This is a genomic window from Streptomyces sp. WELS2, assembly GCF_013870595.1.
GTDB lineage: Bacteria > Actinomycetota > Actinomycetes > Streptomycetales > Streptomycetaceae > Streptomyces.
In genome coordinates this window covers 1-12,507 of the sequence record NZ_JACBWZ010000115.1, presented here as the reverse complement: position 1 = coordinate 12,507, position 12,507 = coordinate 1, and the positions used below count along the sequence as shown (strand labels likewise).

At 72.5% G+C, this 12,507-nt stretch carries 12 protein-coding genes and 2 pseudogenes; 9 read left to right on the top strand and 5 right to left on the bottom strand.

The window, feature by feature from the left end; translation table 11 throughout:
* Positions 1-222, bottom strand: a pseudogene (locus tag H5J33_RS10300) (cupin domain-containing protein); the annotation flags it as partial.
* A gap of 291 nt (positions 223-513) precedes the next feature.
* Here H5J33_RS10300 and H5J33_RS10295 point away from each other — a divergent pair.
* From H5J33_RS10295 to H5J33_RS10280, 4 genes are all read left to right on the top strand, one after another.
* Positions 514-1,584 (top strand): aromatic ring-hydroxylating dioxygenase subunit alpha, encoded by a 1,071-nt coding sequence (locus tag H5J33_RS10295; protein ID WP_181794587.1) that lies wholly within the window; start codon positions 514-516, stop codon positions 1,582-1,584.
* A gap of 11 nt (positions 1,585-1,595) precedes the next feature.
* Positions 1,596-1,799 carry a hypothetical protein gene (locus H5J33_RS10290; RefSeq protein WP_220212172.1) on the top strand — a complete coding sequence of 68 codons (204 nt, stop codon included), beginning with the start codon at positions 1,596-1,598 and terminating at the stop codon, positions 1,797-1,799.
* An 85-nt stretch (positions 1,800-1,884) separates the two neighbouring features.
* Positions 1,885-2,853: a PDR/VanB family oxidoreductase gene (locus H5J33_RS10285; protein WP_181794585.1), complete on the top strand. Its 969-nt coding sequence runs from the start codon at positions 1,885-1,887 to the stop codon at positions 2,851-2,853.
* A 190-nt stretch (positions 2,854-3,043) separates the two neighbouring features.
* On the top strand, positions 3,044-3,820 hold the full coding sequence (locus H5J33_RS10280) for an IclR family transcriptional regulator (RefSeq protein WP_181794584.1): 777 nt from the start codon (positions 3,044-3,046) through the stop codon (positions 3,818-3,820).
* 183 nt (positions 3,821-4,003) lie between these two features.
* Here H5J33_RS10280 and H5J33_RS37345 read toward each other — a convergent pair.
* Positions 4,004-4,750 (bottom strand): annotated as a pseudogene (locus H5J33_RS37345) (adenosylcobinamide amidohydrolase).
* Positions 4,751-4,967: 217 nt separating this feature from the next.
* On the opposite strand from H5J33_RS37345, the gene H5J33_RS10265 reads away from it, so the two are divergent.
* The 3 genes from H5J33_RS10265 (at position 4,968) to H5J33_RS10255 (ending at position 8,308) form a co-directional block, all read left to right on the top strand.
* A complete protein-coding gene (locus tag H5J33_RS10265) occupies positions 4,968-6,392 on the top strand; it encodes a glutamate decarboxylase (protein ID WP_181794581.1) in 1,425 nt (474 codons plus the stop codon).
* Positions 6,393-6,458: 66 nt separating this feature from the next.
* Positions 6,459-7,328 (top strand): class II glutamine amidotransferase, encoded by an 870-nt coding sequence (locus H5J33_RS10260; protein WP_181794580.1) that lies wholly within the window; start codon positions 6,459-6,461, stop codon positions 7,326-7,328.
* A 62-nt stretch (positions 7,329-7,390) separates the two neighbouring features.
* A complete protein-coding gene (locus H5J33_RS10255) occupies positions 7,391-8,308 on the top strand; it encodes an NAD-dependent protein deacetylase (protein WP_181794579.1) in 918 nt (305 codons plus the stop codon).
* Between the two features lie 45 nt (positions 8,309-8,353).
* Here H5J33_RS10255 and H5J33_RS10250 read toward each other — a convergent pair whose 3' ends face one another.
* From H5J33_RS10250 to H5J33_RS10240, 3 genes are all read right to left on the bottom strand, one after another.
* Positions 8,354-8,638: a GlsB/YeaQ/YmgE family stress response membrane protein gene (locus tag H5J33_RS10250; protein ID WP_181794578.1), complete on the bottom strand. Its 285-nt coding sequence runs from the start codon at positions 8,636-8,638 to the stop codon at positions 8,354-8,356.
* A 200-nt stretch (positions 8,639-8,838) separates the two neighbouring features.
* Positions 8,839-9,375, bottom strand: coding sequence for a hypothetical protein (locus tag H5J33_RS10245; protein WP_181794577.1), 537 nt, complete (start codon positions 9,373-9,375; stop codon positions 8,839-8,841).
* A gap of 180 nt (positions 9,376-9,555) precedes the next feature.
* The gene (locus H5J33_RS10240; RefSeq protein ID WP_181794576.1) at positions 9,556-10,110 is read right to left on the bottom strand and encodes an NUDIX hydrolase; all 555 of its coding nucleotides are present in this window, start codon (positions 10,108-10,110) and stop codon (positions 9,556-9,558) included.
* 299 nt (positions 10,111-10,409) lie between these two features.
* On the opposite strand from H5J33_RS10240, the gene H5J33_RS10235 reads away from it, so the two are divergent.
* Entirely contained in the window at positions 10,410-11,921 is a 1,512-nt protein-coding gene (locus H5J33_RS10235; RefSeq protein ID WP_181794575.1) for a glycoside hydrolase family 43 protein, read from the top strand.
* Between the two features lie 138 nt (positions 11,922-12,059).
* Positions 12,060-12,507, top strand: a 448-nt coding sequence (locus H5J33_RS10230; protein ID WP_181794574.1) for a tetratricopeptide repeat protein, incomplete at its 3' end; no start/stop codon positions are given.

Below are 12,507 nucleotides of genomic sequence, written 5' to 3'. Positions count from 1 at the left end.
GGTGATGACCTGCCGGGGCGGCGACGCGAGGTCCTCGCCGGCGGTGTACGGGTCGGGACCGCGCAGGACGGCGATGTCACCGGAGCCGACCTCGACCGGTTCGCTGCCGGCGGGGGCCTGCCACACCCTGCCGTCGAGCGCCACGACCAGGCTCGGCCGGGCTCCGCTCGTGGAACGCAGAGACCACTGAGGGCTCATGACGGTCCGGGTGAACACGGCTCCGCGCGCGCCCGTGCCCCGTCCAGCGGTTCCGCCGGCGTGTCCGCGATTTCAACGTAGACGATCGAACGGAGCCGGCCTCCGCCTTCCGGTCAGTGGAAGGCGGCCTGTTCACAGATCCGTGTCCGCAGCACTCTGGAAAGCCACGGCGCCCCCTCCGGTCTCCGGGGGAGTGGCGTCCGCACTCGTAAGCCTCCGATGCGTGATCGCCCATCCGAAGCGCACAACCCGAGGTCCCAGCCCCAGTCCGCAATCCGTCGACGCGCCGGGTTCGCCCGCGCAAGGGAGATGACGATGACGACGACGTCATTCGCGCGCAACCAGTGGTACGTGGCCGCCTACGGCAGCGAGATCGGGCGGGAGTTGTTCACCCGTACCGTCTGCGGTGAGCCGATCCTTCTCTGGCGTACGGAAGCAGGCGAGGTCACCGCCATGGCCGACCGCTGCGTGCACCGCCGTTTCCCGCTCTCCGAGAAGCCGGGCCGGCTGGACGGCGACACGGTCGTCTGCGGCTACCACGGCTTCACCTACGGAGCCGACGGCGTGTGCGTGCGGGTGCCCGGCCAGAGGCGTGTGCCGCGCACCGCCCGGCTCGCCTCCTACCCCGTCAAGGAGCAGGACTCCTTCGTGTGGGTGTGGATCGGCGACAAGGAAAAGGCCGACGAGGCCCTCATCCCCCGAGCCCCGTGGCTGGACTCGCCCGGCTACACCACCATCAGCGGCATGGAACCGCTGGCGGCCCGTTACGGGCTCCTCGTCGACAACCTGCTCGACCTGTCCCACGAGACGTATCTGCACGGCGGCTACATCGGCACCCCGGAGGTCGCCGAGACCCCCATCACGACCGAGGTCGACGAGAAGGCGGGCGTCGTCCACGTCAGCCGCCACATGCACGACGCGGACTGCCCGCCGTTCTACGCCAGGTCCACCGGCATCAACGGCCGCATCACGCGCTGGCAGGACATCGAGTACCACGCACCCTGCCTGTACCTGCTGCACTCGCGCGTCGCCCCCGTCGGCACCCCCGACCCGGGCGCGGACGGCAGCGACCCGGCCGCCTTCCACGTCGAGGTCGTCTACGCCATCACCCCCGAAACCGAGACGAGCACCCACGACTTCTGGGCCGTGGCCCGCGACTTCGCCCTGGACGACCAGTCGGTCACCGACTTCCTGTACGAGAACAACCGCACCGTCGTCCTCCAGGACGTCGTCGCCCTGAACAGGCTGGAACAGGCCATCGCCGCCGAGCCGGCCGGGACGCAGGAGCTCAGCATCAACATCGACACCGGCGGCCTGGCCGCCCGCCGCATCCTCAAGCGGCTCGTCGAGGCAGGCGCGACCGAGTCCCTGGCGGCCGCGCGATGAGTCCGCGCCCGATGACGATGCCCGACGGGGACACGGTTTACCGGATCGTGTGGATCCCGGGCACGGACCGGCTGCGCGGCTGGTGCTGGTGCGGCGAGTCCCGGGAGGCCGAGGACCCGGTGGAGCTGTGGGAGTGGCTGCTCGCCCACCCCGACGGGCACCCGGGACCAGGGGCCGCCCCCGTCCCCGATCCCGGCCACCTCGTCGGCGCCTGACCCCGCGTATTCACGTACTCCTCCGTATGCACGTGCTCCCACGCATGCCCGCACGCACGTCCCCGCGTACTCAAGGAATCCCCTGATGCCCGGAAACACCACCGCTCCCGAGGCCGGACTCGACCTCGTCGTGGTCCGTCGCACGGACGAGGCCGACGGTGTGGTCTCGCTCGACCTGCGGCGGCCCGACGACGCGCCGCTCCCCGCCTGGACGCCCGGCGCGCACGTCGACCTGGTGCTCGCCCCCGGTCTCGTACGGCAGTACTCGCTGTGCTCCTCGCCGGAGGACGCCCACGTATGGCGTGTCGCCGTCCTGCGGGAGGAGGAAGGCCGCGGCGGTTCCCTCCACGTGCACGACAAGCTGTCCGAGGGCGATCCGGTGCGGGTGCGCGGTCCGCGCAACCACTTCCCCCTGGAGGGCGCCGAGAAGTACCTCTTCATCGCCGGCGGCATCGGCATCACCCCGATCGTCCCGATGCTGGAGCGGGCCGAACGGCAGGGCGCCGCATGGGAGTTGGTCTACGGAGGACGGACACTCGCGTCGATGGCCTTCCGTGACGCGCTGGTCACGCGGTACGGGGACCGGGTACGCATCCGGCCCGAGGACGTGTACGGGCTCCTCGACCTCGACGCGCTCCTGGGGACACCGCGCCCCGGCACGCATGTCTACTGCTGCGGACCCGAACCGCTGCTCAAGGCCGTCGAGGAGCGGTGCGCCGGCTGGCCGGCCGGCACCCTCCACGCCGAGCGCTTCACACCGGGGGAGCCGCAGGCGCCCGTACGGGACGGGGAGTTCGAGGTCGAGCTGGCGCAGAGCGGCATCACGGTGACCGTCCCGCCGGACAAGTCCGTGCTGGAGGCGGTCGAGGAGGCCGGGGCCGGGGTCCTCTCCTCCTGCCGGGAGGGCACGTGCGGCACCTGCGAGACGACCGTGCTCGAAGGTACGGTCGACCACCGCGACTCCCTCCTCACCGCCGCCGAGCGGGAGGCGCACGACACGATGATGATCTGCGTCTCCCGGGCGGCGTGCCCGAGGCTGGTCCTGGACCTCTGACGGGCCGCGCCGCGCGGGGCATGCCGCGAGGGTGGCCCTACCGGAGGTCTTGCGTGGGGCCCGTCGTCGACGAGCGACCCTCGCCCGAAAATTCGCCAGAGCATTGACGGCCGTTAAGACCCTGCCTAGCTTTTCGGTGACGTGCCTGAGTCCGCTGTGGAGCGGCGCGCACCCGAACAAGGAGGTCCGCATGCGGCGCCGAGCCCCGACCGGCAGCTGTTCGGTGACGGCCAGGGCGCTGCGGGTGCTGGAAGCCTTCGCTCCGGACCGGGCCGTCCTGCGGCTCGCCGAGATCTCCCGCCACACCGGTCTGCCCCTGACCACCACTCACCGGCTGGTGAAAGAACTGGTCGGCTGGGGCGCGCTCGAACGCGAGCCGGACGGCGGCTACCGCATCGGGCTGCGGTTGTGGGAAATCGCCTCGCTCGCCCCGCGGGGCCTGGGCCTGCGCGAGGCTGCCCTGCCGTACCTCTCCGACCTCGCGCACATCACCCGCGAGAACGTGCAGCTCGCCGTCCGGGAGGAACTGTCCGTCGTCTACGTGGAGCGCCTCGCCGGCCGTGACGCGGTCCCGGTCCTCACCCGTGTCGGCGGGCGATTCGACCTCGCGCCGACCGGCGTCGGCCTCGTCCTGCTCGCCCACGCACCCCGGGAGGTCCAGGAACGGGTGCTCTCCCGGCCGTTCGCGCGGCACACGGAGAAAACCCTGTGCACCCCGGACGAGGTGCGCCGTGCTCTCGCCGAGGTGCGCCGTACCGGAGTCGCCATCAGCGACCGGCAGGTGACGATGGACGCCATGTCGGTCGCCGCCCCCGTGCGCGGGCCGGACAACAGCGCCGTCGCGGCCGTCTCGGTCGTCGCCCACGCCGACGCCGTGAACCCGCACGCCCTCGTGCCGCTGGTGCAGGTCGCGGCACGCGGGATCTCACGGTCGCTCGGTGCGCGGCTCAGGTCCTCGGCCGCCTGACGGACACGGCCGGACGCCCCGGCGATCGGCCCTGGCGGCTGTGACCTGCGAAGGCGAAGCGGCGGCGCGGTTCCGTGAGTTCGGCCGGCAGTGGGGAGCCCACAGTCTGTTCCGCCTCCGACCGGTCGGGTGCGCCGGGGCGGGCGTTCCAACCGGTTTCCGTGACCAGGCGATCGACCCGGTTCACACGCGTTCCTCCGCACGCACCGGGCCGGACGGCAGCGGCTCCCGGGTCGGCACCTCCGCGTCACCACCGCCCCGGGCGGCGGTGCCCACGGCCTGGTGGACCGCGCGGGCCAGGCGGGCGCCCCACAGCGAGCGGGGGCCGGCGAACGCGTGGACCTCGGCGTCGGCGCGCGGGGACCGGGCGGCCACGCACACGGCGTCCGTGGGGGTGCCGGAGCAGTCGTAGCCCGCCGCGAGCAGCGCCTGCACCTTGGCTTCGGTGGCGGTGGCCACGGCGTTGACCAGCGCGGCGTCGGTCAGCGCCACCGGCAGCGCGACGATGATGTTGACCGTGCCGGGCCGCGCCGCCACGGCCGTGCCCTACGCCGGGGAGGCGGCCCAGCCGCGTCCCCCCAGCCCCGGCGTGGCGACCGCCTCCGCACCGCCGTCCCGCGCGTGCCCGTACGCCCGGACGTCGGCGGCGGTCATCAGCCCGACTCCGGGTCCGTCGGCGCCCGCGGCGCGGGCCAGTTCGGCGAGGTGGCGGTCCGGATCGGTGCGCCGGTAGCTGTGGGACACCTGGGCGTTGAGCACCCAGGAGCGTTCCCCGATCCCTCCGCCGAGCACGGCGCTGCTGATCATCCGCCAGCCCGCGCCCGCCCGCCACAGCAGGCTGTGCAGCCGTTCGTCGTCCTCGGCGCGGGTGTGCTGCCGCACCCGCAGCAACCCGGTCGCGGGGCGGGGCGAGGGAAGGGCGGCGGGCATCGGACGGGTACTCCTTGCGGGGCGGGGACCGGTCGATCGTACGCCGCGCCGTCCGGCCCGGTGCGACGCCGCCGGCGCGGACGCGTGTCCAGCCGTACCGCCTGCCGTGACGCGGCCGGTCCTCGGGCATGCTTCCCTTTTGACCGGGTTCGCAGGTGCGGGGGCGGGGAACCCCGGACAGTGCCACGCCGGCCAGGGCAGAGAGGACCGAACGCGTATGACGGTGCAGCGTGACAACCGCGGCGAGAGCCGGGACCTGGAGATCAATCCGATCTTCAGCCGGGAGCCCGTCCGAGTGCCCCGGTACGCGTTGCCGGACCACGGGATGGAGCCGGACACCGCCTACCAGGTGGTCCACGACGAGCTGATGCTCGACGGCAACGCCCGGCAGAACCTGGCGACGTTCGTGTCCACCTGGGCAGAGCCCCAGGCCCGGCGCCTGATGGCGGAGTGCGCCGAGAAGAACATGATCGACAAGGACGAGTATCCGCAGACCGCGGAACTCGAGAACCGGTGCGTCCACATGCTCGCCCGGCTCTGGCACGCCGAGGACCCGCGCCGTGCGACAGGCTGCTCGACCACCGGTTCCAGCGAGGCGGCGATGCTGGGCGGGCTGGCACTCAAACGGCGCTGGCAGCACAAGCGGCGCGCCGAGGGCAGGCCCACCGGCCGGCCCAACCTAGTGATGGGCGTCAACGTCCAGATCTGCTGGGAGAAGTTCGCCGACTACTTCGAGGTCGAACCCCGCTACGTCCCGATGGAGGGCGACCGCTACCACCTCACGCCGGACAAGGCGGTCGAGCTGTGCGACGAGAACACCATCGGTGTCGTCGCCGTGCTCGGCTCCACCTTCGACGGCAGCTACGAACCCGTCTCCGGCATCGCCGCGGCCCTGGACGACCTGGAAAGCCGTACCGGACTCGACATCCCCATCCACGTCGACGCCGCGTCCGGAGGGATGATCGCGCCCTTCCTGGACCCCGACCTCGTCTGGGACTTCCGGCTGCCCCGGGTGGCCTCCATCAACACCTCCGGCCACAAGTACGGCCTGGTCATGCCCGGAGTCGGCTGGGCGTTGTGGCGCGACCGGGACGCCCTTCCCGACGACCTCGTCTTCCACGTCAACTACCTCGGCGGCGACATGCCGACCTTCGCGCTCAACTTCTCCCGGCCCGGCGCCCAGGTCGTCGCCCAGTACTACAACTTCCTGCGCCTCGGCTTCGAGGGTTACCGGAGGGTCCAGCAGACCTGCCGCGACGTCGCCACCCGGCTGGCCGCCGAGATCGCCGCGCTGGGCCCGTTCGAGCTGATCACCGACGGCAGTGAACTCCCGGTCTTCGCGTTCCGGGTGCGTGACGGAATCGACGCCTTCAGCGTCTTCGACGTCTCCGCCGCGCTGCGCGAACGCGGCTGGCTGGTGCCCGCCTACACCTTCCCCGAGCACCGGACCGATCTGGCCGTCCTGCGCGTGGTGGTCCGCAACGGCTTCAGCCACGACCTGGCGGACCTGCTCCTGCAGGACCTGCGCCGTGCGCTGCCCCGCCTGCGCAAGCAGCACGAGCCGCACCGCGACGCCGACGACGCGGGCGGCTTCGCCCACGGCGCGGAGACGAAGAACCCGCGGCGCCCGGGCCGCCACTGACCACGCACCACCGCCGGACAGGCCGTCGGCGCGCGGCCGGCCGCCCGGCGAGCGAGGAGGACGACCATGTGCCGCCTGTTCGGTCTCAGCAGCGCCCCACGACGCACCCACGCGACGTTCTGGCTGCTGGACGCCCCCGACAGTCTCAGCCGGCAGAGCCGTCGCGACCCCGACGGCACCGGCCTCGGCTACTTCGCGGCGGACGGCACCCCGCACGTGGAAAAAGCCCCCATCGCCGCCTACGAGGACCGGGCCTTCGCCGAGGAGGCCCGGCAGGTGGAGTCGGCCACCTTCGTCGCCCACGTGCGCTACGCCTCCACCGGCGGCCTGGACGCCCGCAACACCCACCCCTTCGCACAGGAGGGACGGCTCTTCGCGCACAACGGGGTCATCGAGGGCCTCGACCGGCTCGACGACCACCTGGGCGAGGACCGGTCACTGGTCCGGGGCGACACGGACTCCGAGCGCTTCTTCGCCCTGATCACCCGGGAGACCGGACGCAACGGCGGCGACCCCGGCACCGGCATCCGGGACGCCGCCCGGTGGATCGCCCGGCAGCTGCCCGTCTACGCCCTCAACCTCGTCCTCGTCACCTCCGGCGGGCTGTGGGCCCTGCGCTACCCCGACACCCACGAGCTGTACGTCCTCGAGCGCCCGGCGGGCGGACAGCACGGCTCCCGGCACCTGGACCACAGCGGCAGCCACGGCCGTATGCGCGTCCGCTCCGCGACCCTGGCCGATCAGCCGGCCGTGATCGTCGCCAGCGAACGCATGGACGACCATCCCGGCTGGCGCCTGATGGAACCGGGCGAACTGCTCCATGCCGGGGCCGGCCCGCACACCACCCGCGAGGTGATCCTGCCGGAGCCCCCGGCGCACCGGCTGACGCTGGCGGACCTGCGTCCCGACGCCGCGGCTTCCCAGAAGGCGCCGTGACCCGGCCCCCGCCGGCGCTCGGCGCCCGGAGCCGGGGCGGCGCTGTTCCGTACGCTTGCCGTATGCGTATGCGCCCCACTCTGAACTGGTCGCCCGCCGAGGACGAGGTCCCGCTGCCGGGCGGCACGGACCTGGAACCGGTCGTGGAGGCGCTGAGCACCGGCGGTGTGCTGGTGCTCAGTGGGGCGGGGATCTCCACGGAGTCGGGCATCCCCGACTACCGGGGCGAGGGCGGCAGCCTGAGCCGGCACACCCCGATGACGTATCAGGAATTCACCGCGAGCGCGCGGGCCCGGCGCCGGTACTGGGCACGCGGCCACCTCGGCTGGCGCACCTTCGGGCGCGCCGAGCCGAACGCCGGGCACCGGGCCGTGGCCGCGTTCGGACGGCACGGGCTGCTCTCGGGGGTGATCACCCAGAACGTCGACGGCCTGCACCAGGCCGCCGGCAGCGAGGATGTCGTGGAACTCCACGGCAGTCTGGACCGGGTCGTCTGCCTGTCCTGTGGCGCCCGCAGTGCGCGCCGGGAACTCGCCCGGCGGCTGGAGGAGGCCAACGCGGGCTTCGAGCCGGTGGCCGCCGGCATCAACCCGGACGGTGACGCCGATCTCACCGACGAACAGGTCGGGGACTTCCGCGTGCTGCCCTGCGAGCTCTGCGGCGGCATCCTCAAACCGGACGTGGTGTTCTTCGGCGAAGCGGTGCCGCCCCGGCGGGTCGAGCACTGTCGCGAGCTGGTCCGGGAGGCGGCCTCGGTGCTGGTCCTGGGCTCCTCGCTGACGGTGATGTCCGGGCTCCGGTTCGTCCGCCAGGCGGCCAAGGAGGGAAAGCCGGTGCTGATCGTGAACAGAGACCCGACCCGGGGCGACCGGTACGCGGTCACCCGGGTCGGGCTCCCTCTGGGAACGTCTCTCACCACCGTGGCCGGTCGGCTGGGCCTTCCCGCCGACGACGGTGAGCCGGCCTGCGCGAGACCGTGACGCCGGTGGCGCGTCGCGGGCCGGCCCGCGGTCGGCGTCAACGCGTCAGGCGTGACGGTGCGAGTGCGAGTGCCGGGAGCCGGTGAAGAGGCGGTAGAGGGCGAGCAGGATGAGGGAGCCGACGATGGCGGCGATCCAGGTGGAGAGCTCGAAGAACCCGTCGACGGAGTCGACGCCGAACACCACCTTGCCGAGCCAGCCCCCGAGCAGACCGCCGGCCACGCCGATGAGCATGGTGACGATGATGCCGCCGGGGTCCTTGCCCGGCATGATGGCCTTGGCGATGGCGCCGGCGAGCAGGCCGAGGATGATCCACGCGAGGATGCCCATGGTGGCCTCCGTTTCGTCGTTCGTCGGGTAAAGCCTGTTAGCTCATCGTGTGTACCGTCAGCGCTCGCACAAACGTCCCTTTTTGAACGCGGTGGGGGAGAGGCTCGCCGCGGCCGGGCCGCGCGAGTCCACGGTGAAGTGCGCGACTCCCGTAGGGGAGCCGCGCGTTGAGCCCCGGAGGCGGTGATGTCCCGCGTGTCTCAGGCGCCTTCCGCTTTGGACAGCGCGTTGCTGATGAGACGGGTGGCGAACTCGCGGTCGTCGGTGAGGCGGTTGATGTGCTCGGCGAGCAGGAACGCGGTGGCCTCCAGGGGGTTCATCTCCTCCTTGGTCCACTTGCCGTACTGCTTGCGCCACAGGCTGGGGCTCAGACCCATGCCCGCCGAGACGACCAGCCCGGCCATGGTCGGAATGGCCTCCGGACGGATGCTCTTGGGCATCATGCGCATCGAGGCCACCAGGCTCGGCACCACGTACTCGATGACGTCCTTGTCGTGATCCTCGTACGCCATCCGCAGCCAGGTCGTGAACATGTAGATGATCGTGCAGGCGCCGTCCAGCAGGTCGTGCGCCCCTCTCGGGCCCAGGGACGCGGTGAACTGGTCGGCCAACCGCTGCTGTTCGGGGTCGATCCCGGTCCCGCCGTCGTAGATGGACTTGAGCCGGGAGTCGATCACCATGAGTGCTCCGCCCACGTCACCGGCGGGGGCGTACTTGGGGTCGCAGACCGATGCCAAAGGGTCCCTCCTTACGCGGCCGCGGCACACACGCGCGGCATGTGCGTACCGTAGACGTACGATCACGCAGCGTCCGGAGAATGCCGGGGGAGGACCCGATGGAGGGGCGCGGGGCCGGCCGGCCTCACCCTTTCGGGTGGTGACACGGCTCGTCGGGCAGGGCTTTGGCTCCTCGGCCGGTCAGCCGGCGAGCAGGGGTTCCACGCGGGACAGGGTTTCCCGGATGTTCTCCTCGGTGATCACGCGGCGCGCCTCCCGCGGTGTCAGCCAGCGCAGCGGCGCCTGCGGGTTCTCCGGTCGGACGGCCTCGGGGGCGCGGGTGGCCAGGGTGAAACGGATGTCGGCGTGTTCGTGCGCCTGCTCCCGGGAGTTGGCCGGTACCGGCACGATGGCCAGGTGCCGGACCCCGGCGTCCGGCCAGGGCGCGAGGTCGGTCAGCCCGGTCTCCTCCCGGCCCTCCCGCAGGGCGATGGCGAGCGGGTCGGACTCGTCCGGGTCGGCGTGCCCGCCGACCAGCAGCCACGACTCGTGGCGCTGGTGCCAGCGCAGCAGCACCCGGCCGCTCTCCGGGTGCACGATCAGCGCGGACCCGGTGACGTGCAGCGGAGTCGACCGGGGCCACGGGTCGCCCGACGCGACGAGGGCACGCACCCGTTCCACGTCGGCGCGTTCGGCGGTGCTCTTCGGTTCGTAGCGGGCAAGGAGCTCGAGGACTGCGTGATGGGCTGTGACCATGCATGGAATCCTAATGACGGGGCGTGGGCCCGGGCGGCGTACGCGGACGGGCCAAGCTCCTTGATCCGTACGGGGTTTGCGCGCCGGTCCCGGCGGGGGAGCGCTCCTGGAACGAGATCGCGCAAACCCCGGTCCGCGAACCGGTCCACGGCCGCCCCGCGCGAAGGCCATCGCGCCGGGGCGCACCCGTTGACCGCTTCCACGGCCGTCGATAGCCTCGCCGGGAATCATTCGAACCTTCGAGCGAAACTTTCGATCGGCGCCGCCGTAGGTGCGGGTCGTCCCGGAAAGGACTCGATGTGCCGAGCGCGCCCGAGAGCGGCATCAGCCTCAGCAGCCCCGTGATCCCGGGATTCCACCCCGATCCGAGCGTCTGCCGGGCCGGGGAGGACTACTACCTCGCCTGCTCCAGCTTCGAGTACTACCCCGGCATCCCCGTCTTCCACAGCCGCGACCTGGTGCACTGGACCCAGATCGGCAACGCCCTGGACCGGCCCGGGCAACTGCGGCTGCCGCCCGGCTCCCGCTCCTCCGGCGGCCTCTACGCCCCCACGCTGCGCTACCACGACGGCCGCTTCTGGCTGATCGTGACGAATGTCAGCGGCGACGGGAACCTCCTGTTCACCGCCACCGACCCGGCCGGCCCCTGGTCCGATCCGGTCCGGCTGCCCGGGGTGCGGGGCATCGACCCGGACCTCGCCTGGGACGACGAGGGCACCTGCTGGTGCACCGTGGCGGGAGTCGGCCAGGTCCGCATCGACCCGCACACGGGGGAGACCCTCGGCGAGCCGCGGCGCGTGTGGTCCGGGTCGCCCGGCGCCAAGGCCCCGGAGGCGCCGCACCTTTACCACATCGGCGAGTACTGGTACCTGCTCATCGCCGAGGGCGGCACCGAGCGGTGCCACGCCGTCTCGGTCGCCCGTGGCCGCAGCCCCGAAGGCCCGTTCGAGCCCTGCCCGGCCAACCCCGTGCTGACCCATCGCGGCACCGACCACCCCGTCCAGAACACCGGCCACGGAGACCTGGTCCAGGGACCCGACGGTTCCTGGTGGATGGTGTTCCTCGGCGTCCGGCCACACGGCGGGACACCCGGCTGGCACGTGCTGGGCCGGGAGACGTTCCTGGCCCCGGTGACCTGGGTCGACGGCTGGCCGGTCGTCGGCGAGGTCACGGCCGCCCCGGCCCCGCTCCCGTGGCCGCTCCAGCGGCCCGCCGCCGTGCCGGTCCGGGACGACTTCGGGAGCGGCGGCCTCGCCCCCGGCTGGATCTCGCCGCGCCTGCGGCACGAGGAGGACTGCACCACCGGGGAACGCGCCGGCTGGCTGAGCCTGCGCGCCCGCGGGGCCTCGCTCGACGACACCGACGTCACCTTCGTCGGACGCCGCCAGCAGCACCTGGCCTGCCGTGCGCGGACCCTGGTCGACCCGGCCGGGGGCAGCGGCGGTCTGGCCGTCCGCCTCGACGAGCGGCACCACTACGAGATCGAGGCCACGGCGGACGAGGTACGGGTGATCGCCCGGATCGGCCCGCTGCGGTCGGTGGTGGCCTCCCGCCCGTCGGCCGGCGGTCCGGTGGTGCTCGGCGTCGAGACGACCCCCGCCCGGCAGGTCACCGACCCGCGCGACGGACCCGACACCGTCGCGCTCGGCGTGCGGGAAACGGACGGCACCTTCACCGAACTCGCCAGGCTCGACGGCCGGTACCTGTCCACCGAGGTCGCCGGCGGCTTCACCGGCCGCGTGATCGGCCTGTACGCCGCCACGGGAACCGTCCACTTCGACTGGTTCGACTACGAGCCGTACGAGGACTGACGCGGGACGGGGCGGGCCGCACCCAGGGGCCTGAGCCGGTCGGCCGGGGGTCCGGGAATACCCGTCGGTCCGCACCGGTTCGGGCAGAAGTTGGTTGATGTATCAATCAACAGGCCGCTCAGTACCGAGGGAGGACTCATGAGCGACACCTTCCACGACTACCCGGCGACGGGCGGGGTCGCGCCGGACCGCTGGGCGAGCGCCCTGCACCTGTTCGACAACGGCCCCGGCGCCCCGCGCGAGGAGACCACGGCCGAGCGCTGGGAACGCGCCCTGCTGCTGTTCGACGCGAAGGACTACGCCCGGGCGGCCGAGCTGCTCACCGCCGTGGTCGAGGAGGCCCCCGAGCAGACCGGGCCCCGGCTGCTGCTGGCCCGCGCCTACTACCACTCGGCACAGCTGCGGCGGGCCGAGGAACAACTGCGGCGGATCATCGACCGGGATCCGGTGGAGCACTACGCCCATCTGATGCTGGGCCGCACCCTGGAGCGGCAGGGCCGTCACGAGGAGGCCACGCCCTGGCTGCGCATGGCCGCGGCCTTCGCCGGCGACCTGGACGGTGGAGCGCCTCAGCCCCTGAGCCCGG

Coding starts and splice junctions, on each gene's coding strand:
- H5J33_RS10295 (WP_181794587.1), top strand. CDS start 514: ATGACGACGACGTCATTCGCGCGCAACCAGTGGTACGTGGCCGCCTAC.
- H5J33_RS10290 (WP_220212172.1), top strand. CDS start 1,596: ATGACGATGCCCGACGGGGACACGGTTTACCGGATCGTGTGGATCCCG.
- H5J33_RS10285 (WP_181794585.1), top strand. CDS start 1,885: ATGCCCGGAAACACCACCGCTCCCGAGGCCGGACTCGACCTCGTCGTG.
- H5J33_RS10280 (WP_181794584.1), top strand. CDS start 3,044: ATGCGGCGCCGAGCCCCGACCGGCAGCTGTTCGGTGACGGCCAGGGCG.
- H5J33_RS10265 (WP_181794581.1), top strand. CDS start 4,968: ATGACGGTGCAGCGTGACAACCGCGGCGAGAGCCGGGACCTGGAGATC.
- H5J33_RS10260 (WP_181794580.1), top strand. CDS start 6,459: ATGTGCCGCCTGTTCGGTCTCAGCAGCGCCCCACGACGCACCCACGCG.
- H5J33_RS10255 (WP_181794579.1), top strand. CDS start 7,391: ATGCGTATGCGCCCCACTCTGAACTGGTCGCCCGCCGAGGACGAGGTC.
- H5J33_RS10250 (WP_181794578.1), bottom strand. CDS start 8,638: ATGGGCATCCTCGCGTGGATCATCCTCGGCCTGCTCGCCGGCGCCATC.
- H5J33_RS10240 (WP_181794576.1), bottom strand. CDS start 10,110: ATGGTCACAGCCCATCACGCAGTCCTCGAGCTCCTTGCCCGCTACGAA.